We start from the raw sequence: 25567 nt of genomic DNA, 5'->3' as shown, positions 1-25567 counted from the left end.
ACGCTCGGCTGGCGAACCCCAGCCGAGCGCCTGCGTGATCTACTGACGACCACCTAAGCCATCAGGTGTTGCGAGGACCCCGAGAATCCGCCGACGGGAGGGGCCCTTCGACGCGTACGACTCAGGCGGCGCGGCTCACGCCGACCGGCTGCTGCACCGGCTGCTGCGGCTGCGAGGCCTCGGCGAACTCCTCGCGCGGGTCGTGCAGCTGGCCCAGCGAGACCACCTCACGCTTGAGGAAGAACGCCAGCGACCAGTCCACCACGACCCGGACCTTGCGGTTGAACGACGGGATCCGGGACATGTGGTACGTCCGGTGCATGAACCACGCCGGCCAGCCGGTCATCTTCACGCCGTACACCTGGGCCACGCCCTTGTGCAGGCCGAGGCTGGCCACGCTGCCGGCGTGCTTGTGCTTGTAGTCGACCGGCTCACGGCCCCGGATCACCAGCGCGATGTTGTCCGCCATGCGGGCGGCCTGGCGCACCGCGTGCTGGGCGCTCGGCGAGCAGTAGTTGCCCGGCTCCTTGGTCAGGTCCGGCACGGCGGCGCAGTCACCGGCGCTCCAGGCGCCCTCGACGATCTGGTCGCCGTCGACGATCTGCAGGGTCGGCAGGCAGGTGACCCGCCGGCGCTCGTCCCGGGGGAAGTCCGTCCGGTCGAGCATCGGCGACGGCTTGACGCCGGCGGTCCAGACGATGGTGTCGGAACGGAACGAGTCGCCGTCGGAGAGCTTGACCACCCCGTCGACGCAGGACTCGAGCCGGGTGTCCAGCCGGATGTCCATGTTCCGCTTCAGCAGCTGCTGCACGGTGTAGGCGCCCATGTCCCGGTCGACCTCGGGCAGCACCCGCTGGGTGGCCTCGACCAGGACCCAGCGCATGTCGTCCGGCTTCAGCTCCGGGTAGTAGCGCAGCGCGTCCCGGGCCATGTCCTCCATCTCGGCGAGCGCCTCGATGCCGGCGTAACCGCCGCCGACGAAGGTGAAGGTCAGCGCCGAGCGTCGGACGTCCGGGTCGGTGGTGGCGGCCGCCACGTCCAACCGGTCGAGGACGTGGTTGCGCAGGTAGATGGCCTCACCGATGGTCTTGAACCCGATGCCCTGCTCGTGCAGGCCCGGGATCGGCAGCGTCCGGGATACCGACCCGGGCGCGACCACCACGTGGTCGTAGGAGATCTCCCGGGTCGGGCCGACGATCGGCTGGACCACGGCGGTCTTCCGATCGTGGTCGATCCGCGTCACCGTGCCGGCCACGACCTTGCACCGGCGCAACTCGCGCCGCAGCGGCACCACCGAGTGCCGGGGCGAGATGTTGCCCGCCGCCGCCTCGGGGAGGAACGGCTGGTAGGTCATGTGCGGCTGTGGGTCGACGACGACGACCTCGGCCTCACGGGAGCTCAGCTTCTTGGACAGGCGCAGAGCAGCGTACAGGCCGACGTGCCCGGCACCCACGACAAGGATCCGCTTCGGGTTCACGCCGTCTATCTTTCCCCGGGGGGCTTCGGTAATCCCACTCGCGACCCCCATATGTGACGGAACACAACGGGTGTGAGCTGCGCAACTGTGTTCCGCCGTCCCGCTATCTGCGACGCAGGAGCCAGCCCAGCAATCCGCTCAAACCCACCGCGACCAGCAGTCCCGCCACCGTCGCGGCACGGAACCCGCCACCGCCCCCGAAGTCGCCCAACCAGCTCAACAGGACACCGAGCACGGCGCTCGCCAGCACCACCGCGCCGGCCCGGGTGAGCCAGCGCACCACCAGGTCCGGGTCGACCACCGCGTCGTACGGCAGCACCGCGGCCAGCGCGCACAAGGTGTGCCCGAGGTAGAGCAGCGCGGCCACCGCGATCAGCCGCCACAGCGCGATCGGCCGGCCGAAACCGGCCGACGCGAGCAGCCAACCAGCCACCGTGACCAGTGCGGCGACGGTGGGCCAGAACCGGCGCGGGCCGAGGGCCGGGGCCGCCGCGACCAGCGCCAGCGCCAGCAGCGGCCGCGGGGAGAAGACCTCCGCCGGGTACGCCACCAGCAGCCCGACCAGCACGGTGAGGAACACGCCGACGCGGACCAGCAGCGGGGTGAGGCTCACCCGCCCCACCGCCGCCCGCAGCCGCAGCACCCGCTCCACCACCGCATTCATCGCGCACCAACTCTCGGGGCCGTGGCCAGGCGGGCCACGTCGCGCAGCACCTGGTCGAGGCTGCCGGCGCCGGCCCAGGCCACCACCGGCACGCCGTGCTCGCGCAGCTGCGCGACCATCGTGTCCCGGTCCAGCCGCCACAGCCGGTACGCCACCTCGGCCCAGCCCTCGCCCTTCGGCGCCGGCAGGTCGGTGGGCAGGGTGTCCACCGCCACCACGAACCGGCCGCCCCGGGCCAGCCGGGCCAGCATCTGCGCGGACCGCTCGTCCAGCAGCGGGGTGAGCACCACCACCAGGGCGTCCGAGGAGAGCACCTGCGGCCCGAAGACCTGGTCGTACGGCTCGTGCGCGGAGGACTCGGCGCGCACGTCCAGCAACCACTCCAGCACGGTCAGGTACTGCCGACGCCCGGTGGCCGGGCGCAGCCGGCGCGCCGACGGGCCGTACTCCAACATGGACACCCGGTCGCCCCGGTGCAGGTAGTGCTCGGCGATCGCGGCGGCGGCCCGGACGGTGGTGTCCAGCACCGAGGCCGCGCCGCCCACCCCGCCCGGCCGGCCGGCCTCGGCGAGCAGGTCGAGCAGCACCACCACCTCGGCGTCCCGGTCGGAGAGGGTGGCCGCCACGTGCAACTGCCGGGTGCGCAGCGAGACCCGCCAGTCGATCCGGCGCAGCCGGTCGCCCGGGCCGAAGACGCGTACCCCGGCCAGCTCGCCGCCCTCCCCCGGCCGGCGCGAGCGGTGCCCGCCGACCAGCCCGGCGGCCCGCGGCATCGCCTCCACCGCCTCGAACGGCTCGGTCTTCGGGTACACCCGCAGGCGCGCCGGCTCCTCGATCACCGCACGGGACAGCAGCAGTCCGTCGGCGGCCGCGGCCCGGGCGCCGGCCGGGCCGATCGGGTGCCGCCCCCAGCGCAGCGCGGTCCCGGTGAGCGTCAGGTCGACGGCGGCGCCGCGCGGCACCGAGGTCACGAAGGGCCGGCCCGTGCCGCCGACCCGACGGACGTCCACCGCGGCGCCGCCGAACCCGACCCGCTCCACCCGCAGCCAGGGCGACATCCGGGTACGCACCACCGCCACGTCGTAGCCGACGGCGTCCGGATTGCCCACGGTGACCCGGCCGGTGAGCGCAGCGCCCTCGACCAGGTGCGCGTCGTCGGCGCCGATCTCCAGCACCGGCACGGCGACCGGCCGGCGGCGCAACCCGTACGCGGTGCCCAGCGCGAACGGCACGGCCAGCACCACCAGGTCGACCCGGCCGAGCAGGACGGCGCCGATCACCAGCAGCCCGGTCAGCAGCACCGCCCGGCCCAGCGCCCAGGTCGGCGCCCAGCCCCCCGCCGCCTCCTCGCGGTCGGCCACGGCCGTCAGCGCCCGGCCCGGCCGGCCGCGTGGCTGGGCAGCGCGCCGCTGGCCGGGGCGGGGGTCTGCTCCAACACCTCGCCGACCACGAAGGACGGGTCGACCCGGCGCAGCCACATCTCCGGCCGCAGGGTGATCCGGTGCGCGAGCGCCGGCGCTGCGACCGACTTCACGTCCTCCGGCACCACGTAGTCCCGGCCGGCCAGGACGGCGCGTACCCGGGCCAGCAGCAGCAGCGCCAGCGAGCCGCGCGGCGACGCCCCGACCAGCACCGACGGGTGTTCCCGGGTGGCCGCGGTGAGGTCCACGATGTACCGGCCGACGGAGTCCTCCACCGCCACGTCCTCCAGCGCGGCCTGCATCGAGCGCAGGGTGGCGGCGTCCACGACCGGCTTGATCTCGGCCTCCTCGCGGCGGCGGGCCATCCGCCGGCGCAGCACCTCCCACTCCTCCTCGCGCTGCGGGTAGCCGAACGACACCCGCAGCAGGAACCGGTCCAGCTGCGCCTCCGGCAGCGGGTACGTCCCCTCGTACTCGATCGGGTTGGCGGTGGCGAGCACGTGGAACGGCTCGTCCAGGCGGTACGTCACGCCCTCGACCGAGACCTGCTTCTCCTGCATCGCCTCCAGCAACGCCGACTGGGTCTTCGGCGGGGTGCGGTTGATCTCGTCGGCGAGCAGCAGGTTGGTGAAGAGCGGCCCGGCCCGGAAGGAGAAGTCGCCGCTGCGCTGGTCGTACAGGAAGGAGCCGGTGACGTCGGCGGGCAGCAGGTCGGGGGTGAACTGCAGCCGGCGGAAGTCCAGCCCGAGCGCCTGGGCGAAGGAGCGGGCGGTGAGCGTCTTGCCGAGCCCGGGCAGGTCCTCCAGCAGCACGTGGCCGCCGGCCAGGATGCCGGCGAGGACCAGCTCCAGCGCCTCCCGCTTGCCGACCACGACCGAGCCGACCGCGTCCAGCACCGCCCGGGCCAGGTGGCCCACCTCCGTGGCGGGAATGCGGCGCTCCACGTCGTTCATCAGATCTTCTCCAGTTCGGCGACGATCGCCGCGAGGTCGCGCGGCGACGGATTGCGACGGGCGGGAACGGTGAGGAAGGTCCACACCTGCTCACCGAGCAGGCTGCGGGCGCGGTCCGGGTCGGACTCGCGGGTGACGCCGTGCCGCAGCCGCAGTCGCTCGTCGGCCAGCTCGCCGAGCCGGGGCAGCACCCGCTCGGCGAACCGCTCGCGGTTGCCGGACGACCAGTCCAGCGGCCGCTCCCAGCCGTTGACCGCGGCGCGCAGCGCGTCCTGCGACCGCCAGTTCCAGCTGCCGGGCTCCTCCCCGGCGGGGGCGCGGACGCCGGCCCGCGGCGGCGGTGGTGGGGAGAGCGCGGCGGTGACCCGCCGCACGGCGAGCACCGCCAGCACCCCGGCCACCACGATCCAGACGGTGACCTGGAGGCCGACCGCACGCAGGCCGACCAGCACGACGGCGGTGACCGCAGCGGCGACCGCGAGGAACCGCAGCACGCCGCGGGCCCGCCCGGCGCGCCGACGGTCATCGGTCGGGGCCGCCTCCTCCCCGAAGCTGAGCAGGTCGTCGATGCCGGTCCGCTCGCTCATCGGGGCACCTCCCCGACCCGGCCCGGCCGGTCACCCGGCCGGCTCACGCCGGCACCTCGTCTGCGGTGGCCAGGGCGGTCAGCTCGCCGCGCAGCCGGCGCAGCGCCGACCGGGCCTGGTCGCGCATCCGCTCGTCCACCGTGCTGGTGGCGTACCGGGCCTGCCGGTAGACGTGGGCGAAGCCGTCCAGCACGTCGGCGCTGGCGATCGCGGGCACCCCGGCGGCCGGGTCGCCGCGCAGCAGCCGGGTCACCAGGTCGGTGGGGGTGTCGCCGGTACGCCGCGGCACCCCGGCCTCGGTGGCGGCCTCCTCCAGGCGTACCCAACAGGCGATCACCGCGGTCCGCGGATCGGTGTCGGCGTCGTCCAGCTCGACCAGGCCGGCGTCCAGCGCGGCGACCACCTCCCGGGCGGTGCCCTCGGCGGTGCGCCGGGCGCGGGTCACCGGCACCGCGCGGGTGGTCCGGCGCAGCGCACCGCGCAGCAGCGTCCAGGTCAGGTAGCCGACGGCGACCAGGATGGCGAGCACCAGCAGGCCGGCCACCGCCGTGCCGAGCCAGTGCGGCACGTCCGGCTGGACCTGCTGCCCGGCGTCGCGCGGCTCCACCGGGATCGAGGGGGACGGCTGGGCGGTCGGGTACTCCGGGACGTACGGGAGGTCCTTGGCGGCGGGCGGGATGCGGCTGGCGCCGATCGACGAGTGCCCGGCGGCCAGGGCCGCGGCGGCGAGCAGCAGGCTCACCGCGAGGACGGGCCACCACCTGCGCAGCACGCCGAAGTCCATCGCCACCGCCCCACGCAGCCTCAGTCCACCCCGGCGAGCTTCTTCGCCCGGGCGAACACGTCGTCCAGCATTCCCGGTGTCAGCCGTCCCGTGAACGTGTTCTGCTGGCTGACGTGGTAGCAACCGAGCAGCTCGGGGGCGGCCGTTCCGGACCAGTGTGCCCCATGACCGAACGCCGGTCGCGGGCTGGGCGGGCGGACGTCGTACACCTCGCGCAGCACCGGCCACCAGGCGGCCCAGGCGAACGCGCCGAGCGCGACCACCACCCGCAGGGTCGGCCGGATCAGCGCGACCTCGCGGTGCAGCCAGGGCGCGCAGGTGTCCCGCTCGGCCGGGGTGGGCTTGTTGTCCGGCGGCGCGCAGCGCACCGCCGCGAAGATCCGGGTGTCCCGCAGGGACAGTCCGTCGTCGGCGGACACGCTGGTCGGCTGGTTGGCCAGGCCGGCCCGGTGCAGCGCGGCGAAGAGCACGTCCCCGGAGCGGTCCCCGGTGAAGATCCGGCCGGTCCGGTTGCCGCCGTGCGCGGCCGGGGCCAGCCCGAGGATGCCGATCCGCGCGTCGGCGGCGCCGAAGCCGGGCACCGGCCGGCCCCAGTACTCCTGGTCGCGGAACGCGGCCCGCCGGGTGCGGGCCACCTCCTCCCGCCAGTCGACCAGCCGCGGGCAGGCGAAACACCCGCTGACCGCGGCGTCGAGGTCGGCCAGGTCGGTCGCCCGCGCAGCGCGGGCGACCACCTCGTCGGGGGTACGGGGCTCAGCCAAGCTTGGCCCGGAACAGCTCGAGGGTGCGGGCCCAGGCGGTGGCGGCGGCCCGCTGGTCGTAGTTCTCCGGCCGGTCCTCGTTGAAGAACGCGTGCGCGGTGCCCGGGTAGTCGTACGTCTGGCAGGTGCCGCCGGCCGCCTCGATGGCCCGGCGGGCGGCCCGCACGCCCTCGTGGTCGGAGAGGCCGTCGGCTTCGGCGCAGTGGATGACCGCCGCCTTGCCCGCGTAGTCGGGCCACTCCGGGCGCATCCCCTCCCAGGGCAGCCGGGGATAGAACGCCGCGGTGGCCACGATCCGCTCGGACCGGCTGGCCGCCCAGAGCGCCAGGCTGGCGCCGGCGCAGAACCCGGCGCAGCCCACCTTGCCGGTGACCTCGAGCCGGCCGGCCAGGTAGTCGGCCGCGGCGGCGACGTCGGTGGCCGCCTCGTCCAGCTGCGCGCTGTTGAGCATCTGCCGCGGCTCGTCCGGCCGGCTGGCCGGCTCACCGCGCCGGAGGTCCGGGGCGAGGGCGACGAACCCGGCCTCGGCGAAGCGGTCCACCACCGCCCGCACGTGCGGGGCCAGGCCCCACCAGTCCTGGATGACGATGACCGCCGGGTTGGCCGCGCCGCCGGACGGTATCGCGAGATACCCCTCGCCGGTCCCCCCAGTGCCGCGGTAGCTCACCATTTCGCCCATCGGCCGTCCTCCTAGCGGTCAGTCATCGTTGGCTGGTCGCCCAGTGGTCCTACGTGCCGGTAGCCTGCCACGCCGTGAGCGCGCCGGGAAGACGCCGGGGCAGTGGCATACACCTCCTGTTCACCATGCGGAGAACCGGCGTACGGCGACGGCGGCGCGGGATTCCCACGCCGCCGTCGTACCGCTGGCGGTCAGCCCTTCTTGGTCAGGCAGAGCAGGTAGCCCTTACCCCCGTCGGAGATGCTGTAGAAGACGTAGCCGTCCTCGCCCTCCTTGATGTACTGGTTGCAGGCCTCGCCGGACTTGGCCTGCGCCTCGGTCTGGCCGTCCACCCGACCGACCACGTTGTACGCGGCGTCGGTGGAGGTGCACGTCACCACCTTGGCGTCGTCGACCGACTGCGCCTCGGTGCCCTTGATCTCGGGCAGCTCGGCGATGCAGTCACCGGCCTTCGCCTCGGCCGTCTCGTCCTTGTTGAAGAAGCTGCCGATGGCCGCGCCGACGCCGAACTTGAGGGCGGCGACGACGAGGAACGCGACCACCGCGCCGACGATGCCGAGCGCCTTGCGGCCGGCGGACTTCCCCTGCGGCTGAGCCGGCGGCGGCGCCTGGACGGCCGGCGCGGGCGGCACGGGCGAGCCGGGCAGCGGCCCGAAGGACGGGCCGGGCTGCGGCGCGGCGGGTGGGCCTGGCTGCGGCGCGGGGGGCGGAGCGACCTGCTCTGACAACGGAGGATCCTTCCAGGGATGGATGAGCAGACGACACCGTAGCGATCAAGATCGGCGCCCGCCGCCCCGCTCACATCGTCCGTTCAGCCAATTCCCAGCGGGGATCGGTCAGCCGGTCGGCGTCGGCGCGGGCGCCGTGCTCGCCGGCCCGGCGGTGGGAGCGGTCGGGCCCGGGTCGGCGCCGGCGGTCGGGCCGCCCGGCGACGGGGCCGGGGTGGCCGGCGGCGAGGCACCGGGCGGCAGCGGAGCGGTGGGCGTCGGCCGCAGCCGGAACGGCGCGTTCTGCGGGCAGTACGGATAGGCGTGCGTCGGCGTGGTCGGCGGGACCGGGTCGTCGCACGCGGGCCAGCCGAGGTTGATCGGCGTCCCGTTCTGGTCGAACAGCCGGGCGTTCTCCACCAGCCTGCCCTCGCCGTCGTAGACGAAGACGTCCTGCACCTGGTCGTACGGGTTCTGCACGGCGGCCGGGCCGTAGCCGAAGTCGCCCTCCCAGCGGGCCCGGTCGTCGACGCCGACCACGACGACCAGCCCCCAGATCGCCAGGCCGACGGTGGTCAGCTGCACCGCGTGCCGCCGCCAGCCGCGCAGCGCTTCGACGCGTCGGCCGAGCCAGATCGAGGCCCAGACCAGCCCGGCCAGCATCACCAGCCCGGCGACGTCGTTGCCGTCCAGCCGGGGCAGCAGGCCGAAGCCGCCGGCCGTGGTCATCGCGGTGAGCAGCATGGCGGCCAGGTAGCCGCGCAGCACCCACCAGGCCGGGCGGAGCAGCCGGAGGAACTCGCTCGCCCTGGCGTACCCGAGGATCGGGCCGAGCGAGGCGTCCACCCCGGACAGCCGGGCGCGGGCCCGGCCCACGACGGCGCCGATCCGCTGCTCCACGCTCCGGCGCCCGCCGGACGGCACGGCCGGGCCCGCCGCGGCACGCAGCTCGGCCGCGTACGCCTCGGGCTCGCCCAGCCGCTCCACCAGGGTGCCCTCGCCCTCGGCGGCCACCTCGGCCAGGTGCTCCGGCAGCTCCTCGGTCAGCTCGTCCCGGGTCTGCGGCGGCAGGTCGGCCAGCGCGGCCCGAACCCGCTCCACGTACCGCGTGATCTCCTGCCCACTGACGGTCATGCCGCCATCCCCCGATCGTCGAGCAGTGCGTCCATGGTGGCGGCGAACGAGCGCCAGGTCTTGCCGGAGCGGGTGAGCTGATCCCGCCCGGCGGCGTTGAGCGCGTAGTACTTGCGGTGCGGGCCGGACTCGCTCGGCACCACGTACGTGGTGAGCAGGCCGGCGCCGAAGAGGCGACGGAGGGTGCCGTAGACCGAGGCGTCGCCGACCTCGTCCAGGCCGGCCTCGCGCAGGCGACGGAGGATGTCGTAGCCGTAGCCGTCGGCGTCCCTCAGGACGGCGAGGACGGCCAGGTCGAGCACACCCTTGAGCAGCTGTGTGGTGTCCACGCTCTGCACACTACTGCGCGATGCGTAATACCGTCAACAGCGTTGTACCGGCCCTGTCCGACGCAGGGGAAGATCCGTCCCAGTTAGGCGAGGCTCCAGGCGATGCCGTCGAGGATGTCGTGCTCGGAGGCGACCACCGAGGGCATGCCGGCCCGCTCCATGATCACCCGGAGCACCAGCGCACCAGCGCCGATCACGTCGGCCCGGCCCGGGTGCATGACCGGGATCTCCAGCCGCTCCCGCGCGCTCTTCGCCAGCAGGTCGGCGGTCACCTCGGCGACCCGCTCGTACGACACCCGGGCATGGTGGATGCGCTCGGGGTCGTACCCGGTCAGGCCCTGGGCGATGGCGACCACGGTGGTGACCGAACCGGCCAGCCCGACCAGGGTGGCCGCCGCGCGGCCCGGGACGGCCGCCAGCGCCCGGTCCACCGCGGCGGCAATGTCGGCCTCGGCGGCGGCGACCTCGTCCGGCGTCGGCGGATCGCCGTGCAGGTGCCGCTCGGTCATCCGGACGCAGCCGATGTCCATCGAGATCGCCGCCCGGACCCCGCCGTTGCGGCTGCCGACCACGAACTCCGTCGAGCCGCCGCCGATGTCCACCACCAGGTACGGCGGGTCGGCGTCGCCGGGCAGGCCACGCACCGCACCGGTGAAGGAGAGCCGGGCCTCCTCGTCGCCGGTGACCACCTCGGGCGCGACGCCGAGGGTGCGCTCGACCATGGCCCGGAAGTCGTCGGCGTTGCTGGCGTCCCGACTGGCCGAGGTGGCGACCATACGCACCCGCTCGGCGCCGGATTTCTCGATCTCGGCGGCGTAGTCGGCGAGCGCCACCCGGGTCCGCTCGATCGCCTCGGGGGCCAGCCGGCCGGTCCGGTCGACGCCCTGCCCGAGCCGGACGATCTCCATCCGGCGGGACACGTCGACCAGCGGCACCTCCGGCGCCTCCGGCCCGGCGGTGGGGTCGGGCAGGTCGGCGATGAGCAGTCGGATCGAGTTGGTCCCGCAGTCGATGGCGGCCACGCGCGTCGTCACGCCCGCAACCCTACGGCAGGCCGAACCGCCACGTCCCGATCACGCTCCGCAACCAAGGCGACGGATCACTCATCGTCACCGCCGCGCGGGCTGCCCGCCGGCCTGCTGCCACCCTTTGCTCTGCTGCCATGGAGGCAACACCGCGCCGACCTGCAACTCCTTGGCCGGCGGATCGACCTCCGGTCGGAGCAGCCATGACCGAACGTCACTGTCGCGCCGGTGGCAGCAGAGCAAAGGGGCCGCACGGCAGTGCTGGCGGCCGCGCGGCGGCCACGGTAAGTGATGACAACAGTCGATGCCGGCCCCAGCCCCGACGCGGATGGCCGGAGCACCGGAGGACGGGGCGGTCAGAGTCGCAGCAGCATGCGGACGTTGCCCAGGGTGTTCGGCTTGACCCGTTCCAGATCGAGGAACTCGGCGACGCCCTCGTCGTACGAGCGCAGCAGCTGCTCGTAGACCGACTGGGGAACCGGTGCGCCGTCGATCTCGGCGAAGCCGAACGAACCGAAGAACCCGGTCTCGAAGGTGAGCACGAAGATCCGGGCGACGCCCAGCTCGCGGGCGGCGTCGATCAGCTCGCCGACGATCCGGTGGCCGATCCGCTGCCCACGGCAGGCCGGGTCGACCGCCACGGTCCGGATCTCGGCCAGGTCCTCCCACATCACGTGCAGCGCGCCGCAGCCCACCACCGTGCCGTCCGGCGTGACCGCGACCCGGAACTCCTGCACGTCCTCGTAGAGCGTCACGGTCGCCTTGCTGAGCAGCCGCCGGTCGTCGGTGTAGGTGTCCACCAACCGGCGGATCCCGCGTACGTCGCCGGTGCGGGCGCGCCGGACGACGATCTCGCCGGCGCTCACGACTGGGCCGGCACGTCCACGCACGGGCCGGCCGTCCACCACTTCTCCACCAGGGCCAGCGTCTCGTCACCGAACGGGTTGACGCCCGGCCCGGCGCCCAGCGCATGCCCGAGGTGCACGTGCAGGCACTTCACCCGGCCGGGCATGCCACCGGCCGAGATGCCGGCGATCTCCGGCACCGCACCGATCGCCTCGCGGCGGGTCAGGTAGTCCTCGTGCGCCGCCCGGTAGCGGGCGGCCAGCTCCGGGTCCTCGGCGAGCCGGTCGGCCATCTCCTTCATCAACCCGGCCGACTCCAGCCGGCTGCACGCCGCGGTCGCTCGCGGGCAGGTCAGGTAGAACAGCGTCGGGAACGGGGTGCCGTCGGCCAGCCGCGGGGTCGTCTCCACCACGTCGGGCAGGCCGCAGGGGCAGCGGTGGGCGACCGCACGGGTGCCGCGGGGTGGGCGTCCGAGCTGGGCGGCCACCGCGGCCAGGTCGGCCTCGGTGGCCGGTTCCCGCTCCGGCGGGGGTACGGAATCCGCCGCCGGCTCCTGCGGGGGTACGACGCTCAACGGTGTTGCCTCTCGTTCCGACCGGGGGTGGTGCTCACTTGCCCGGGGTGTCGCCGTTCGCCGCCTGGACGCTCGACCACAGGGTGTCGTACCAGGCGTCGGAGGTCTTCGGCGGCGTCGCCGGCTTGGCCGGGCCGGCGTCCCGGGCCGCGCCGGCCGGGTCGTGCAGGACGATCACCGGCACCTCGCCGGGCGGCACCATGTAGAACCGCTCCCGGGCCTGGATCTTGATGTATTCCTTGTCCTGCCACTTCGCGGCCTGGGCCCCTAGGTCGGAGATCCGCTGCCGCTGGGCGGCCTGGGACGCCTCCATCCGCTCGATGTCGACCTGCTGGTCGAGATAGACCCGGACCGGATAGGTGTACGCCAGGGCGAGCGCGATCAGCACCGCGAACAGCACGGTGGCCCGCCCGGTGAAGCGTCGGGGGTGGGGTGCGGCGAGCCGCCGGATGGTGCCGCCGGCCGCCGACCGCCGGCCCGCGGCGGGCCGGTTTCCGGCGCGTACGGCGTCGGCGCCCCGGGCCCGCGCGGTGCCGGCGCGCGTCTCGGCGCGTACCCCGCCGTCGCGGACCGTCGCCCGGGCGGCGCCGCGGGCCCCGCCCGGCCGACCGGTCGGTCGGCGGGCGGGACGCTGGCCACCCGGTGTGCGGCGCTGCTGCATCGTCACACCCCTCCCCCGGAGCCTCTCGCGGCTCAGGCCGAACGGTAACGCGGGAACGCGCCGGCACCGGCGTACCGCGCCGCGTCGGCCAGCTCCTCCTCGATCCGCAGGAGCTGGTTGTACTTGGCCACCCGGTCCGAGCGGGCCGGGGCGCCGGTCTTGATCTGGCCGCAGCCGGTGGCGACCGCCAGGTCGGCGATGGTGGTGTCCTCGGTCTCGCCGGAGCGGTGGCTCATCATGCACTTGAAGCCGGCCCGGTGGGCCAGGTCCACCGCGTCCAGCGTCTCGGTCAGCGAGCCGATCTGGTTGACCTTCACCAGCACGGCGTTGGCGGCCCGCTCGGTGATGCCGCGGGCGATCCGCTGCGGGTTGGTGACGAACAGGTCGTCGCCGACGATCTGGATCCGGTCGCCGACGGCGGCGGTCAGGGTGGCCCAGCCGCTCCAGTCGTCCTCGGACAGCGGGTCCTCGATGGACACGATCGGGTAGTCGCCGATGAGCTTGGTGTAGTAGTTGCTCATCTCCTCGGCGGACTTGGCGCTGCCCTCGAAGGTGTAGCTGCCGTTGTCGAAGAACTCGGTGGCCGCCACGTCCAGCGCGAAGACGATGTCGGTGCCCAGCCGGTAGCCGGCCTTCTCCACCGCCTCGGCGATCAGGTCGAGCGCGGCGGCGTTGCTCGGCAGGTTCGGCGCGAAGCCGCCCTCGTCGCCCAGCCCGGTGGACAGGTCCTTCTTCTTCAGCACCGACTTGAGCGCGTGGTAGACCTCGGCGCCGGAGCGCAGCGCCTCGCGGAAGCTGGGCGCCCCGATCGGGGCGATCATGAACTCCTGGACGTCGACGTTGGAGTCGGCGTGCGCGCCACCGTTGAGGATGTTCATCATCGGCACCGGCAGCAGGTGCGCGTTCGGGCCGCCCAGGTAGCGGAAGAGGCTCAGCTCGGCGCTGCCGGCGGCGGCCTTGGCGACCGCCAGCGAGACGCCGAGGATGGCGTTCGCGCCCAGCTCGCCCTTGTTGTCCGAGCCGTCGAGGTCGAGCATCTTCTGGTCGATCAGCCGCTGCTCGCTGGCCTCGTAGCCGATCAGCTGGTCGACGATCTTGTCTTCGATGTTGGCGACCGCGTTTTCCACGCCCTTGCCCAGGTAGCGGCCCTTGTCACCGTCGCGCAGCTCGACCGCCTCGAAGGCGCCGGTGGAGGCGCCGGAGGGTACGGCGGCGCGGGCGATCGTGCCGTCGTCCAGCCCTACCTCGACCTCGACCGTCGGGTTGCCCCGCGAGTCGAGAATCTCCCGGGCGACGATTCCCTCGATGGTTGCCACTGAGTCGCTCCTCGTTCGTGTGTGCGAATCCGGTCTGGCCGCGACGGTGCGGCTGGGGCAGCTGTTGAACGCAGCGTATCGGTCGGCGGCCGTCCGCACGCCGCCGGCCGGCGGACCGCCCGGGCGGCGCCGCCCCGCCCCGGGTCAGATCCCGAGCAGGGTACGCAGGTGGCGCGGCGGCGGGCAGTCGTGCGCCAGCATCGCGTCGTGCCAATGCCGCGTCGGCACGTCGGCGGGGCGGGCCGCGGCGATGCCGGCCATCTCGCTGTACCCGACGAAGTACGTCGACAGCTGGGTGGAGGTGAGCAGCGCCCGGCGCCACTTGCCGGCCGCCTCGCCCTCCTCCTGGAAGCCGCGCCCGGTCATCAGCGCCATCGCGTCCGCCTCGGCCAGGTCGTCGCAGTGCACCAGCTGGTCGAGCAGCGCGTTGATGCTCATCCGCAGCTGCATCTTGAGCTGCTGCAGGCGCACCGGCAGGCCGCCGAAGCCGAGGCCGACCATCAGCTCCTCGGCATACACCGCCCAGCCCTCGATGAACACCCCGGACTCGGTGAGCGGGCGGACCCGGGTCGGGCCCAGGTAGCGGCGCGCGTGCGCGAGCTGGAGGAAGTGCCCGGGCATCGCCTCGTGCACGGTGAGGTTGCGGATCATGTGGTCGTTGTACTCGCGGTAGAACGACTCCACCCGGTGCGCCGGCCAGTCCGCCGGGGTGGGCGCGATGCAGTAGAAGGTGGGCAGCGCCGCGGTCTCCAGCGGGCCGGGCGAGTCGCAGTAGGCGACCGCCACGCCCCGGGCGAACTCCGGCATCTCCTGGATCACGCACGGGTCGTCGACCAGGCTGACCAGGTCGTGCGCCCGGACGAAGTCGGACGCCTCGTCCAGCGTCACCGAGGCCAGCTCCACGATGGTCCGGTCGTCCGGGTGCTCGGCGGCGAGCAGGTCCAGCGCCCGGCGTACCGTCGCGTCGTCGGCCGGACCACCGACCAGCTCGACGGCCGCCTCGCGGATCTCCGCGGTGGCCCGGTCCAGGTTGGCCCAGGCGCGGCGCTGCACCTCGGCGGCGCCCAGCTCGGTGTCCAGGGTGTGCCAGAGCCGCGCCTCCCAGCGGCGCCGGCCCAGCCGGGGGTCGCGGCCCGGCCCGGCGTCGGCCGCGAGCCCGGCGCGCAGCCAGGCGACGAACTCGTCCAGCGCGGCGACCGCCGCGGCGGCGGCCGGCGCGACCCGGTCGTGCAGCGCCGGGGCCTGCGCCAGCAGCGCCGGGACCTCGTCCCGGACCAGCGCCGCGGTGCCGGCGAACTGGCCGACCGCCGTCTCGGCGTGGATCCGCGGCATGTCCCGCAGCGTCGCGCGCGCGGTCGCCAACGCGTCCGGTACGGCCGACAGCCGCCCGGCGAGGTGGGCCAGCCGCTCCGGAACCGGGGCGTACGGGCGGGCGAGCAGGGCGTGCAGCAGCGGGCCGGGGTTGTGCCGCAGCGGGTCCCACTCGTGCGAGCGGATCTCGGTCAGCTCGAACAGCTCCCGGTCGACCCGGGCGGCGAGCAGCGCGTGGTCGACCTGCTCGTCGACGTCGAGCGCGTCCGGGTCGAGCTCGGAGAGCGCGTCGGCGGCCTCCTTGAGCATCCCCTGGTCGGCGGCGATCGCGTCGGCGGAGAGGTCGGGCAGCCGGTCGTCGTACCGGTGGTCGCCGGCGGAGGTGGCCAGCCCGGGTCGGCTCTCCAGCAGGGCTTCGACGATGCGCTCCGCGAGCGGCACGAACTCTTCCACCCCCCGACCCTACCCATGCGTCGGGCGGCCGGCGCGCCTCGTGGAACCGCGCGAGGCCGTTACTCGGCGTGTCGGCCGCGGCGCCCGCGACGGACCCGGCGCGCCCCCTTTGCTCTGCCGCCACCCACGCACCAGGCACGGTCGGTCACCGCCGGGTGTCGGCCGCGCCGCCCGCGCCCAGCCCCGACGCCAGCCTTTGCTCTGCCGCCACCCACGCATCAGTCACGGTCGGTCGCCGCCGGGCGGTCCGCAACGCGCCGGCCAATGCAGAAATCCGCTGTTCAGCGCGGTGATGCGTCGATGGCAGCAGAGCAAAGGGGCGAAGCCGTTCGCCGGGCCTCCGCCGGGCTGGTGACTTTCAGTGATCGCTAGCGGATGACTCCGCAGCGTCACCGGCGCCCTTACGCTCGGCGGCGCGGACGGCGTCGGCGTACGCCAGGGCGGCCCGGCGCAGCGCGGCCTCGGGGTCGACCCCGGCCGCGCGGGCCTCGGCGACCGTGCCCAGCAGGCCGGCGCCCAGCCGCGCCTCGGCATCCACCCGCGGCTCCTCCAGGGCCGGCGGCACGGCCAGCCCGATCCGGCCGGCGCGGTCGAGGATCTTGGCGGCCAGGGCGAGCGCGGGCTGGCTCAGCGCGATGCCGTCCAGCACCGAGTCGCGGGCCTTCTCGGCGCGCTTGATCCGCTCCCAGTTCGCCTCGATCTCCTCCAACGTGCCGGTCTCGGCGCCGGCGAAGACGTGTGGGTTGCGGCGGACCATCTTGTCCACCAGCCCACCGGCCACGTCGTCGACGGTCCACCGCTCACCCTCGGGCAGGTTCTCCGCCAGCCGGGCGTGCAGCAGCACCTGCAACAGCACGTCGCCCAGCTCCTCGCGCAGCGCGTCGGTGTCGTCGGCGCTGATCGCGTCGTACGCCTCGTAGCACTCCTCCAGCAGGAAGCCGGCCAGGCTGCGATGGGTCTGCGCGAGCTTCCACGGGTCGCCGCCGGGCGAGGCCAACCGGTCCATCACCTCGACCGCGTCCAGCAGCCGGGCGCCCGGCGGGTCCCACGAGCCGTACATCAGCTCCAGCTCGGCCAGCCCCGGCTCCCGGGCCAGCCGCAGGCCCAACTCGCGGGCCAGCGACTCGTCGCCGGCCGGGCCGGCCAACCAGACCGCCGTGCCGTGCGCGGCCACCGCGTCCAGCAGCGCCTGCGTCGCACCGCCGTCGACCACCGTGACCTCGGCGCCCGCCGACCGCACGGCCGCGGTCAACGCGCTCTCCGCACCGGCCAGCACCGGGCTCGCGCGTACGACGTCCCAGGCGGCCGCGGTCAGCAGGCCGGCCGGCAGCCGGGGCGAGGTGACCAGCAGGACGATCCGGTTGGTCATGCTCAGGGGACCACCGGCCCGGCCGACGGCTCGGCGGGCGCGGCCGGCTCCGGGGTGGACACGTCGGTCACCGGGCCGCTGGCATCGATGTACGGCAGCGCGTAGAAGACCAGCTCCTGGCCCTTGTTGACCCAGGACGGCACGCCCAGCGGGCGGTAGTGCGGGTTGACCGAGACGTCGACCTTGTCGGCCTCGGTCTTCAGCGCGGCGCTCAGCGCGGAGGCGCTGCGGACGAAGCCGGCCTCGCCGAAGAGCTGCTTCACCTGAGACACCGACAGCCCGGGGTCGATCCCGCCGGTCTTCTCGATGGCGTGGTAGACGGCCATCACCGACTCGTCGCTCAGGTCGGCCGGGGGCAGCTTCTGGCTGAGCACCAGCGAGATGTCCGCCCACTCCCCCCAGAGCTTCGCGTACTCCGCCTGCGGCGGCATCCGCAGCTGCTGGGCGAGCTGGTCCGGGGTGACCTGGTCGGGCACCTGGAGCTTCTCGGCCGCCACGATCCGCCGGCCCAGGTCGATGCTGACCAGCAGGTTCACCACGTCCTGCCGGGTCACCGACGAACGCAGCTGCTCCGCCGAGGGGGTGGCGCCGGCCTGGGTGGCGCCCTGGCGCACCGCCTCGGCGTACTGCGCCTGCGCGTCCTCGTAGATCGAGTCCACCCGGTCGACCGAGTAGGTCCGGTCGCCGACGTAGGCGGCCACGTCCGGGTTGGCCCGGCCGCAGCCGGCGAGGGAGAGGACACCGAGGGCCGCGACGCTGGCGGCGGCGATGAGACGGCGTACGCGCATGACGGTCACTCTCTCATGCCCGGTACGCCGGTGTGACGCCCCCCACCATGGGCTCACGCACCCGCCCCCACCAACGGCGCCGGCTCACCCAGGACGTCCTTGAGGAGCTGGGCGCACCACTCCAGCAGCGCCTGGTCGCGCAGCGGCTCGCCGCCGATCCGGCGGGTGGCCGGCCGGGGCACGCTGACCTGGTCGGTTGCCTGCTTGTAGACCGAGTCCGGGTGGTAGCGCTTGAGCCGCAGCTGCTTCGAGTCGGGCAGCGGCAGCGGGCCGAACCGCAGGTGCTTGCCCTGCATGCTGACGTCGGTGAGGCCGTACCGGCGGGCCAGCAGCCGGAACCGGGCCACCGCCACCAGGTTCTGCACCGGGGCGGGCGGCTCGCCGTACCGGTCGGTCATCTCGGCGACCACCTCGCGCAGCCGCTCCTCGTCGCGGGCCTCGGCGAGCTTGCGGTACATCTCCAGGCGCAGCCGCTCCACGGCGACGTAGTCGTGCGGCAGGTGCGCGTCGATCGGGAGGTCGATCTTGACGTCGGCCTCCTCCTCGGCGCTCTCCCCCTTGAACGCGGACACCGCCTCGCCGACCATCCGGACGTACAGGTCGAAGCCGACGCCCTCGATGTGCCCGGACTGCTCGCCGCCGAGCAGGTTGCCGGCGCCCCGGATCTCCAGGTCCTTCATCGCCACGTACATGCCGGCGCCCAGCTCGGTGTGCTGGGCGATGGTGGCCAGCCGCTCGTGGGCGTGCTCGGTGAGCGGCTTCTCCGGCGGGTAGAGGAAGTACGCGTACGCCCGCTCCCGGCCCCGACCGACCCGGCCGCGGATCTGGTGCAGCTGGGCCAGGCCGAGCAGGTCGGCCCGCTCCACGATCAGCGTGTTGGCGTTCGGGATGTCGATGCCGGACTCCACGATGGTGGTGCAGACCAGGACGTCGAACTCCTTCTCCCAGAAGCCGACCATCACCTTCTCCAGGGCCTCCTCGCCCATCTGGCCGTGCGCCACCGCGACCCGCGCCTCGGGCACCAGCTCGCGGATCCGGCGGGCCGCCTTGTCGATCGACTCGACCCGGTTGTGCAGGTAGAAGACCTGACCGTCGCGCAGCAGCTCGCGGTGGATGGAGGCGGCCACCTGCCGGTCGTCGTACGCACCGACGAAGGTGAGCACCGGGTGCCGCTCCTCCGGCGGGGTGGCGATGGTGGACATCTCCCGGATGCCGGTGATCGCCATCTCCAGTGTCCGCGGGATCGGGGTGGCCGACATGCTGAGCACGTCGACCGAGGCGCGCAGCGTCTTGAGGTGCTCCTTGTGCTCGACGCCGAACCGCTGCTCCTCGTCGATGATCACCATGCCGAGTTGCTTGAACCGGGTGGCGGTCTGCAACAGCCGGTGGGTGCCGATCACGATGTCGACGGTGCCGTCGGCGACCATCTCCAGGGTCCGCTCGGACTCCTTCGCGGTCTGGAACCGGGACAGCTGCCGGATGGTCACCGGGAACTGGCCCATCCGCTCGGCGAACGTGTTGTAGTGCTGCTGCACCAGCAGGGTGGTGGGCACCAGCACGGCCACCTGCTTGCCGTCCTGCACCGCCTTGAACGCCGCGCGGACCGCGATCTCGGTCTTGCCGTACCCGACGTCGCCGCAGATCAGCCGGTCCATCGGGACGGTCTGCTCCATGTCCCGCTTGACCTCCTCGATGGCGGCCAGCTGGTCCGGGGTCTCCTGCCAGGGGAAGGCGTCCTCCAGCTCCCGCTGCCACGGGGTGTCCGGACCGAAGCTGTGCCCCTTGGACGCCTTGCGGGCGGCGTAGAGCTGGATCAGCTGGGCGGCGATCTCCCTGACCGCCTTGCGGGCCCGGGCCTTGGACTTCTGCCAGTCCGAGCCGCCCATCTTGTGCAGGGTGGGCTGCTCGCCGCCGACGTACCGGCTGAGCTGGTCGAGCTGGTCGGTGGGGACGAAGAGCCGGTCGCCGGGCTGGCCGCGCTTGCTGGCGGCGTACTCGATGACCAGGTACTCCCGAGACGCGCCGTTGACGGTGCGCTGCACCAGCTCGACGTACCGGCCGATGCCGTGCTGCTCGTGCACCACGAAGTCGCCGGCCTTGAGCTCCAGCGGGTCGATGGTGTTGCGCCGCCGGCTGGGCATCTTGCGCATGTCCCGGGTGGAGGTGCCCCGGCCGCCGGTGACGTCGTTGCCGGTGAGCAGCACGAACTTCGACGCCTCGTCGACGAAGCCGGCGGTCAGGCAGCCGCAGGAGACCAGCACCTCGCCGGGGGCGGGCGCGGTCGGCACCTCGTCGGTGAGCCGGGCGCCGAGGCCGGCGTCGCGGAGCACCTCGACGGCCCGCTGGGCGGGGCCGTGGCCCTCGAAGACCAGCGCGACCGCCCAGCCCTCGCCGGCCCAGCGCTTCAGGTCGTCGACCACCCGCCCGGTCTCGCCGTGGTAGAGCGGGGCCGGCTGCGCGGCCAGGCTCACCGCGATCGCGTCGTCCGGGGTGACGTCGACCTCGGTCGGCGCGTCCTCCCAGGGCTGCCGCTCGGCCGCCCCCTCGGCCTCGACCAGGCCGAACGGGGCGAGCGTCCACCAGGGCTGACGCAGGGCGCGGGCGGTGGCGCGTACCTCGGCCAGGGTCTTGAAGGCGGCGGCGCCGAGGTCCACCGGGGCCTGGCCGCCGACGGCGGCCGCGGCCCAGCTGGCCTGGAGGAACTCCTCCGAGGTACGGACCAGGTCGTGCGCCCGGGTGCGGATCCGCTCCGGGTCGCAGAGCAGCACGTGGGTGCCGGCCGGCATGCAGTTCAGCAGCAGCTCCAGACTCTCGTCGCCGAGCAGCGCCGGGACCAGCGACTCCATCCCCTCGACCGGGATGCCCTCGGCCAGCTTGTCCAGGATCTCGGCCAGCTCGGGGTGCGCGGCGGCCAGCGCGGCGGCCCGCTCGCGGACCGCCGGAGTGAGCAGCAGCTCCCGGCAGGGCGGCGCCCAGAGCGTCGGCACGCCCTCGATGGTCCGCTGGTCGGCGACGGCGAAGGTGCGGATCTCCTCCACCTCGTCGCCCCAGAACTCGACCCGGGACGGGTGCTCGTCGGTGGGCGGGAAGACGTCCAGGATGCCGCCGCGCACGGCGAACTCGCCGCGCTTGGTGACCAGGTCGACCCGGGCGTACGCCATGTCGGTGAGCCGGCGGGCGACCTCCTCCAGGTCCGCCTCGTCGCCGGCGGCGAGCTGCACCGGCTCCAGGTCGCCGAGGCCCTTGAGCTGCGGCTGGAGCAGCGACCGGACGGGCGCGACGACCACTCGCAGCGGCCCGGTGCGGCCGTGCGCGTCGGCCGACTCCGGGTGGGCGAGCCGGCGCAGCACTGCCAGCCGGCGCCCGACGGTGTCGGAGCGGGGCGACAGGCGCTCGTGCGGCAGCGTCTCCCAGGACGGGAAGACCGCGACCTGCTCGGCCGGCAGCAGGCTGCCCAGCGCGGAGGCCAGGTCGTCGGCCTCCCGGCTGGTGGCGGTCACCGCGAGCACCGGGCGGCCGGCCCCGTGCTCGTCGGCGGCCACCGCGGCCACCGCGAACGGGCGCAGCGCGGCCGGCGCGGTGAGGTCCAGCCCGTCCACCTGGGCGGCGCCGGAGCGCGCCAGGTCACGGGCCCGGGCCAGACCGGGGTCGACCAGGGCGGCGGTGAACAGTCCGGTGAGCATGCGCGATCAACTCCGAGACAGCACGACGAGCACCCCGCGTCCGGCCTGGACGGGGGGTTTCCGAGTCGACACTATCTCTCCAGGGAGACATCGGTCGCCGGCGGCCGAGAGCAGCACCTGGGGGAGATCGATGCCCACTGAGGGAACCGGCAGTGACCCACGCCGCAGGACCACGCCCGCCCGCTGGCGGGTGCTCGGTCACCCGGACGGGATGCTGGCCTACCAGGTGCGCTGCATCGTGGAGGACCACGGCTGGACGGAGCCGGTCGCCGAGGACCGGCACAAGATCACGCTGGGCCGCTCCGGCGCGTACCGGTACCGGCTGAACGGCCGGGCCGGCGTCTCCGACCCCACCTCGGTGATGTTCACCCGCCCGGGTGACGAGTTGGCGGCGGCCCACCCGTTCGGCTGCGGCGACTCGTACACCTGCCTGGAGATCGACCCCGCGGTGCTGGCCGACCGCCCGGACGCCGCCCGGTGGCTGGACCGGGCCGGTTGGGAGGGCAGCTCGGACCCCGCCCTGGACCTGGCGCACGGGCTGCTGGTCGCCGAGTTCCGGCGCGGGCTGGACGGCTTCGAGATGGCCGAGCGGCTGCACCGCTTCCTGGCCCGGCTGCTGCGACACAGCGCGCTCGCCGACGACGTCGGCGGGGACGACCGGGCGGTGCGGCGGCGCCCGGCGACCCTGGCGGCGCACCGGCGGCTCGCCGACCGGGCCCGGGAGGTGCTCGCCGGTTCCGACTTCACCCTCGGGCTGGACGAGGTGGCCCGGGAGGTGGGCGCCTCGCCGCACCACCTGAGCCGGGTGTTTCAGCGGATGACCGGCAGCAGCCTCACCGCGTACCGGAACCGGCTGCGGGTCCGCGCGGTGCTGGACACCCTCGCCGAGCCGGACGCGCGCCCATTGGGCGTGCTGGCCAGCGAGTACGGCTTCGCCGACCAGGCCCACCTGACCCGGGTGGTCCGCGCCCAGGTCGGTCATCCGCCGGCCCGGCTGCGCCGGCTGCTCGGGCCGACGGAGCCGGCCGCCGGGTGAGCGCGGATCCGCGCACATTTTTACAAGAGCGCGGGCCGACCCGGAGGTGAGGATTGATCGCGTCAGCCCGGAACGGGCCGCCGGGGAGGCGGCCGGACGGGGTACGCGGGCCTTTTCGGGGAGGCCCGACACCCCGCGTCCAACCTCCCCCGGACGCCCACCTCGTGGCACCGGCGACGGTGCCGTGCACCCCCCTGCACGGCACCGTCCTCATTCCGCCCGCCGGGCCGCCGGGCCGCCGGGCCGGATCTTGACGGGGTACGGCGGGCGTGGTGCGGTGGAGCGATGGCGGGGCGGCAGTACCGGGCGCAGTTCGACGCGGAGATCAGCTTCGCCAACGGCGGCGGGTTGCGGACCGACGGATTCCGGCTGGACATCCCGGGGCCGGACATCGCCGACGACGAGTTGGCCGCACTGCTGGTCCGGCACCTGGGCCTGCTGATGGTGGCCGAGGTACGGATCAGCGGAAAGACGATCATCGAGGAGCCGCACAAGGGCGGCCGGGGCGTGACCACCGCCGCTCCCGACCCACGGCGGCTGGTCGAGTTGAGTCACGTGATCACCGACGGGATGGTCACCCTGCCCGGCTGGCCGGCGCCCCGGATCACCGACTGGCTGACCCGGGAGGCGTCCCGGGCGAACTACGCCCCCGGCGTCGAGTTCCACGTCGCCCGGATCGACATGATCGCCAATACCGGCACGTACCTGGACACCCCCGCCCACCGTTGGGCGGACGGGGCCGACCTCGCCGGCGTGCCGCTGGACCGCCTCGCCGACCTGCCCGGGGTGCTGGTCCGGGTGCCGGCCGACACCCGCGCGGTGGATCCCCTCCTGCTGGCGCCGTACGAGGTGGCCGGGCGGGCGGTGCTGCTGCACACGGGCTGGGACACGCACTTCGGCACCGACCGGTACGCGTCCCCCGAGGCCCCCTACCTGACGGGGGCCGGCGCGCGGTGGCTGGTCGAGGCGGGTGCCGCCCTGGTCGGCATCGACTCGATCAACATCGACGACATGAGCCTGGCCGCCGCCGGTGAGCGGCCGGCGCACAGCGCCCTGCTGGCCGCCGGCATCCCGATCGTGGAGCACCTGACCGGCCTGGCCGCGCTGCCGCCGACCGGCTTCCGGTTCACCGCCGCCCCACCCCGGGTGGCCGGCATGGGGACCTTCCCGGTCCGCGCCTTCGCCACCGTCGACTGACCCGGATACGCCGGCACCGACGGACCGCTCAGGCGGCTCGGATCGTGGGCGGTCCCAACCGGCGCACCAGCCGCCGGGACAGGTGAGCCAGCGAACGGGACTGAGCCAGATCGATCGGCCAGCGTTCCACCTCCGAGCCGACCGAAAGCTCGAGCAGCAGCCCCGACGGCGGATTCGGGCTGAGGTCCATCCGCCACAGGCCGATCCCGACCTGGATCACCTCGTCACCGCGGACGGCCGTGCCGACGAGGCGGGACAGGTGCAGGTCGTTGCTTCCGGCGCAGTCCGGGCCGCGCAGGCACCACGGGGGATGGCCGAGGTTCGGTAGGTTGCTCATGGGCTGGGGCCTTTCCGGTCAAGGCCCGGGGATCGGAGTGCCACCTCCACCCCGGGCCGCCCAATCTGACGCGGACGAACCTGCCACGGTCGCCCACCAACAAGCTATGACTACCTGTCATGCCAGGTCAATACCTGGGCGCACTTTTGATTGACGCTCTGCCGACCGCCGTGATCACATGGGCATTACCTGCCACGGAAGTCTGCACATGCCTGCCTACACCAAGAAACAGCAAGTCATCGACGCCCTGACCCAGCGCATCGAGTCGGGCGACTATCCGCCGGGAAGCAAGCTGCCCTCCGGCACGGAACTGTGCGCGGAGTTCGACGTGTCGCGCCAGGTCGTGCGGTCGGCGATCGACTGGCTCAAGGCACGAGGCCTGGTCGAGGGCGCACCGGGCGCCGGCGTGTTCGTCCGGGAGCGGCCCGGTCAGTAGCGGACGCTGATCCGCCGCTCCACCGCGTCCACCAGGATCTCCCCGCCGTACGGGATGATCAGCTGCGGGTCGGTGTGGCCGAGGTCGACGTCGAAGACCACCACCGGGTCGTCGGCGTAGTCGGCGAGCGCCCGGCTGACCGCCTCCCGCTGCGCCTCGCCCCAGGCCAGCCGCTCCGGCACCGACAGCGGCTTGTCGAAGTCCCACGCCTTGGGCCGGCCGACCACGATCGCGGGGAACCCGGCGAGCAGGCCGCGCTCCCCCATGTTGCGCAGGATCCGGAACACCTCCTGGGCGGTGGGCAGCTCGTTGGAGGTCTCGAAGACCAGCACCGACCCGGCCAGCTCCGCCGCCGACGGCACCCGGTCGGTGGCCATCAGCCACTCGATGATCTCCAGGCAGCCGCCCCAGGTCCGGCCCCGCACCACCCGCGCGGGCCCCTGCCAACGCCAGCCCTCGCCGGGCAGCATCGGCGGCTCCACCCCGAGCAGCGCCGGATCGCGCCAGTCACCGGGCTGGTCGCCCCACTCGGTGGCGGGCGTCAGGTCGTACCAGTCGGAGCTGAAGAGGGCGGCGCGCAGCGAGTCGAAGGTCAGCGGGTGCGGCGAGCCCGGCCGGCCGAGGTGCACCAGCACCGATCCCCCGTGGTACGCCACCACGCCCAGCCGGTACAGGTGGTTGAGCACGTTGGTGTTGTCCGAGTACCCGAAGTACGGCTTCGGGTTGGCCCGCAGCACCGCGTCGTCCAGGTGCGGGGTGACCGTGATCAGGTCGTCCCCGCCGACGGCGGCGAGCACCGCGGTGATCGTCGGGTCGGCGAAGGCGGCGGTCAGGTCCCGGGCGCGGTCCCGCGGGTCGGCACCGAACACCCGGGTGGTCGGATACTCCACCGGCTCCAGGCCGAGCTCCTCGCGCAGCCGGCGCAGGCCCAGCTCGTACACGTGCGGGAAGATCGCCGGCAGCCCGGCGGACGGCGAGACCACCGCGACCCGGTCGCCCGGTCGCGGCTTGCGGGGATAGCTGGGCACCACGATCGAAC

25 protein-coding genes are annotated in these 25567 nt (G+C 74.0%); 3 read left to right on the top strand and 22 right to left on the bottom strand.

What is annotated here, in order from left to right:
* Positions 1 to 121: 121 nt before the first annotated feature.
* The 20 genes from ACFY3U_RS17645 to mfd form a co-directional block, all read right to left on the bottom strand.
* Entirely contained in the window at positions 122 to 1477 is a 1356-nt protein-coding gene (locus ACFY3U_RS17645) for an NAD(P)/FAD-dependent oxidoreductase (RefSeq protein WP_387202244.1), read from the bottom strand.
* 103 nt (positions 1478 to 1580) lie between these two features.
* Complete coding sequence (locus ACFY3U_RS17640; protein ID WP_387202241.1) at positions 1581 to 2141, bottom strand: hypothetical protein; 561 nt, start codon at positions 2139 to 2141, stop codon at positions 1581 to 1583.
* The gene (locus ACFY3U_RS17635; protein WP_387202297.1) at positions 2138 to 3511 is read right to left on the bottom strand and encodes a DUF58 domain-containing protein; all 1374 of its coding nucleotides are present in this window, start codon (positions 3509 to 3511) and stop codon (positions 2138 to 2140) included. Before ACFY3U_RS17635 ends, ACFY3U_RS17640 begins: the two co-directional genes overlap by 4 nt.
* Positions 3508 to 4515 (bottom strand): AAA family ATPase, encoded by a 1008-nt coding sequence (locus tag ACFY3U_RS17630; protein ID WP_387202238.1) that lies wholly within the window; start codon positions 4513 to 4515, stop codon positions 3508 to 3510. The genes ACFY3U_RS17635 and ACFY3U_RS17630 overlap by 4 nt, the downstream gene beginning before the upstream one ends.
* Positions 4515 to 5102 carry a hypothetical protein gene (locus ACFY3U_RS17625; protein ID WP_387202235.1) on the bottom strand — a complete coding sequence of 196 codons (588 nt, stop codon included), beginning with the start codon at positions 5100 to 5102 and terminating at the stop codon, positions 4515 to 4517. The genes ACFY3U_RS17630 and ACFY3U_RS17625 overlap by 1 nt, the downstream gene beginning before the upstream one ends.
* 43 nt (positions 5103 to 5145) lie before the next feature.
* Entirely contained in the window at positions 5146 to 5886 is a 741-nt protein-coding gene (locus tag ACFY3U_RS17620) for a DUF4129 domain-containing protein (RefSeq protein WP_387202294.1), read from the bottom strand.
* A gap of 20 nt (positions 5887 to 5906) precedes the next feature.
* On the bottom strand, positions 5907 to 6620 hold the full coding sequence (locus ACFY3U_RS17615; protein WP_387202291.1) for a uracil-DNA glycosylase: 714 nt from the start codon (positions 6618 to 6620) through the stop codon (positions 5907 to 5909).
* A 19-nt stretch (positions 6621 to 6639) separates the two neighbouring features.
* Positions 6640 to 7326: a dienelactone hydrolase family protein gene (locus tag ACFY3U_RS17610; RefSeq protein WP_387202232.1), complete on the bottom strand. Its 687-nt coding sequence runs from the start codon at positions 7324 to 7326 to the stop codon at positions 6640 to 6642.
* A 191-nt stretch (positions 7327 to 7517) separates the two neighbouring features.
* Positions 7518 to 8054 (bottom strand): hypothetical protein, encoded by a 537-nt coding sequence (locus ACFY3U_RS17605; protein WP_387202229.1) that lies wholly within the window; start codon positions 8052 to 8054, stop codon positions 7518 to 7520.
* 108 nt (positions 8055 to 8162) lie between these two features.
* On the bottom strand, positions 8163 to 9167 hold the full coding sequence (locus ACFY3U_RS17600) for an HAAS signaling domain-containing protein (RefSeq protein WP_387202226.1): 1005 nt from the start codon (positions 9165 to 9167) through the stop codon (positions 8163 to 8165).
* Positions 9164 to 9496, bottom strand: coding sequence for a PadR family transcriptional regulator (locus ACFY3U_RS17595; protein ID WP_387202223.1), 333 nt, complete (start codon positions 9494 to 9496; stop codon positions 9164 to 9166). The genes ACFY3U_RS17600 and ACFY3U_RS17595 overlap by 4 nt, the downstream gene beginning before the upstream one ends.
* Positions 9497 to 9579: 83 nt before the next feature.
* The gene (locus ACFY3U_RS17590; RefSeq protein ID WP_387202288.1) at positions 9580 to 10518 is read right to left on the bottom strand and encodes an exopolyphosphatase; all 939 of its coding nucleotides are present in this window, start codon (positions 10516 to 10518) and stop codon (positions 9580 to 9582) included.
* A gap of 359 nt (positions 10519 to 10877) precedes the next feature.
* Positions 10878 to 11387, bottom strand: a complete 510-nt coding sequence (locus ACFY3U_RS17585; RefSeq protein WP_387202220.1) for an amino-acid N-acetyltransferase — start codon at positions 11385 to 11387, stop codon at positions 10878 to 10880.
* Complete coding sequence (locus ACFY3U_RS17580) at positions 11384 to 11941, bottom strand: DUF501 domain-containing protein (protein WP_387202217.1); 558 nt, start codon at positions 11939 to 11941, stop codon at positions 11384 to 11386. The genes ACFY3U_RS17585 and ACFY3U_RS17580 overlap by 4 nt, the downstream gene beginning before the upstream one ends.
* Before the next feature lie 34 nt (positions 11942 to 11975).
* The gene (locus tag ACFY3U_RS17575; RefSeq protein ID WP_387202214.1) at positions 11976 to 12602 is read right to left on the bottom strand and encodes a septum formation initiator family protein; all 627 of its coding nucleotides are present in this window, start codon (positions 12600 to 12602) and stop codon (positions 11976 to 11978) included.
* A gap of 32 nt (positions 12603 to 12634) precedes the next feature.
* Positions 12635 to 13918: a phosphopyruvate hydratase gene (gene eno / locus ACFY3U_RS17570; protein ID WP_387202211.1), complete on the bottom strand. Its 1284-nt coding sequence runs from the start codon at positions 13916 to 13918 to the stop codon at positions 12635 to 12637.
* A 144-nt stretch (positions 13919 to 14062) separates the two neighbouring features.
* The gene (locus tag ACFY3U_RS17565) at positions 14063 to 15682 is read right to left on the bottom strand and encodes a DUF885 domain-containing protein (RefSeq protein WP_387202208.1); all 1620 of its coding nucleotides are present in this window, start codon (positions 15680 to 15682) and stop codon (positions 14063 to 14065) included.
* 358 nt (positions 15683 to 16040) lie between these two features.
* Complete coding sequence (locus ACFY3U_RS17560) at positions 16041 to 17051, bottom strand: nucleoside triphosphate pyrophosphohydrolase (RefSeq protein WP_387202205.1); 1011 nt, start codon at positions 17049 to 17051, stop codon at positions 16041 to 16043.
* A gap of 2 nt (positions 17052 to 17053) precedes the next feature.
* Entirely contained in the window at positions 17054 to 17839 is a 786-nt protein-coding gene (locus tag ACFY3U_RS17555; protein WP_387202202.1) for a hypothetical protein, read from the bottom strand.
* Positions 17840 to 17892: 53 nt separating this feature from the next.
* Positions 17893 to 21522, bottom strand: a complete 3630-nt coding sequence (gene mfd, locus ACFY3U_RS17550) for a transcription-repair coupling factor (RefSeq protein ID WP_387202199.1) — start codon at positions 21520 to 21522, stop codon at positions 17893 to 17895.
* Positions 21523 to 21652: 130 nt separating this feature from the next.
* Here mfd and ACFY3U_RS17545 point away from each other — a divergent pair, with 130 nt between their 5' ends.
* Positions 21653 to 22558: a helix-turn-helix domain-containing protein gene (locus ACFY3U_RS17545; RefSeq protein ID WP_387202196.1), complete on the top strand. Its 906-nt coding sequence runs from the start codon at positions 21653 to 21655 to the stop codon at positions 22556 to 22558.
* Positions 22559 to 22843: 285 nt separating this feature from the next.
* The gene (locus ACFY3U_RS17540) at positions 22844 to 23755 is read left to right on the top strand and encodes a cyclase family protein (RefSeq protein ID WP_387202193.1); all 912 of its coding nucleotides are present in this window, start codon (positions 22844 to 22846) and stop codon (positions 23753 to 23755) included.
* A gap of 28 nt (positions 23756 to 23783) precedes the next feature.
* Here the strand turns inward: ACFY3U_RS17540 and ACFY3U_RS17535 are convergent, their stop codons facing one another.
* Positions 23784 to 24092, bottom strand: a complete 309-nt coding sequence (locus tag ACFY3U_RS17535; RefSeq protein ID WP_387202190.1) for a hypothetical protein — start codon at positions 24090 to 24092, stop codon at positions 23784 to 23786.
* 208 nt (positions 24093 to 24300) lie between these two features.
* Here ACFY3U_RS17535 and ACFY3U_RS17530 point away from each other — a divergent pair, with 208 nt between their 5' ends.
* Entirely contained in the window at positions 24301 to 24528 is a 228-nt protein-coding gene (locus ACFY3U_RS17530; RefSeq protein ID WP_387202187.1) for a winged helix-turn-helix domain-containing protein, read from the top strand.
* Here the strand turns inward: ACFY3U_RS17530 and ACFY3U_RS17525 are convergent.
* Complete coding sequence (locus ACFY3U_RS17525) at positions 24522 to 25562, bottom strand: S66 peptidase family protein (protein WP_387202286.1); 1041 nt, start codon at positions 25560 to 25562, stop codon at positions 24522 to 24524. The genes ACFY3U_RS17530 and ACFY3U_RS17525 overlap by 7 nt on opposite strands.
* Positions 25563 to 25567: the final 5 nt, after the last annotated feature.

The organism is Micromonospora sp. NPDC000089, from assembly GCF_042899365.1.
GTDB lineage: Bacteria > Actinomycetota > Actinomycetes > Mycobacteriales > Micromonosporaceae > Micromonospora.
Note: the sequence above shows the minus strand (reverse complement) of the source record. Positions and strands in the feature narration are given on the sequence as shown.

Excerpts from the sequence above, each read along its gene's own strand:
- ACFY3U_RS17540 (WP_387202193.1), top strand. The coding sequence starts at position 22,844 with ATGGCGGGGCGGCAGTACCGGGCGCAGTTCGACGCGGAGATCAGCTTC.
- ACFY3U_RS17625 (WP_387202235.1), bottom strand. The coding sequence starts at position 5,102 with ATGAGCGAGCGGACCGGCATCGACGACCTGCTCAGCTTCGGGGAGGAG.
- ACFY3U_RS17600 (WP_387202226.1), bottom strand. The coding sequence starts at position 9,167 with ATGACCGTCAGTGGGCAGGAGATCACGCGGTACGTGGAGCGGGTTCGG.
- ACFY3U_RS17545 (WP_387202196.1), top strand. The coding sequence starts at position 21,653 with ATGCCCACTGAGGGAACCGGCAGTGACCCACGCCGCAGGACCACGCCC.
- ACFY3U_RS17620 (WP_387202294.1), bottom strand. The coding sequence starts at position 5,886 with ATGGACTTCGGCGTGCTGCGCAGGTGGTGGCCCGTCCTCGCGGTGAGC.
- ACFY3U_RS17555 (WP_387202202.1), bottom strand. The coding sequence starts at position 17,839 with ATGCGCGTACGCCGTCTCATCGCCGCCGCCAGCGTCGCGGCCCTCGGT.
- ACFY3U_RS17630 (WP_387202238.1), bottom strand. The coding sequence starts at position 4,515 with ATGAACGACGTGGAGCGCCGCATTCCCGCCACGGAGGTGGGCCACCTG.
- ACFY3U_RS17610 (WP_387202232.1), bottom strand. The coding sequence starts at position 7,326 with ATGGGCGAAATGGTGAGCTACCGCGGCACTGGGGGGACCGGCGAGGGG.
- ACFY3U_RS17535 (WP_387202190.1), bottom strand. The coding sequence starts at position 24,092 with ATGAGCAACCTACCGAACCTCGGCCATCCCCCGTGGTGCCTGCGCGGC.
- ACFY3U_RS17560 (WP_387202205.1), bottom strand. The coding sequence starts at position 17,051 with ATGACCAACCGGATCGTCCTGCTGGTCACCTCGCCCCGGCTGCCGGCC.
- ACFY3U_RS17530 (WP_387202187.1), top strand. The coding sequence starts at position 24,301 with ATGCCTGCCTACACCAAGAAACAGCAAGTCATCGACGCCCTGACCCAG.
- ACFY3U_RS17575 (WP_387202214.1), bottom strand. The coding sequence starts at position 12,602 with ATGCAGCAGCGCCGCACACCGGGTGGCCAGCGTCCCGCCCGCCGACCG.
- mfd (WP_387202199.1), bottom strand. The coding sequence starts at position 21,522 with ATGCTCACCGGACTGTTCACCGCCGCCCTGGTCGACCCCGGTCTGGCC.
- ACFY3U_RS17640 (WP_387202241.1), bottom strand. The coding sequence starts at position 2,141 with ATGAATGCGGTGGTGGAGCGGGTGCTGCGGCTGCGGGCGGCGGTGGGG.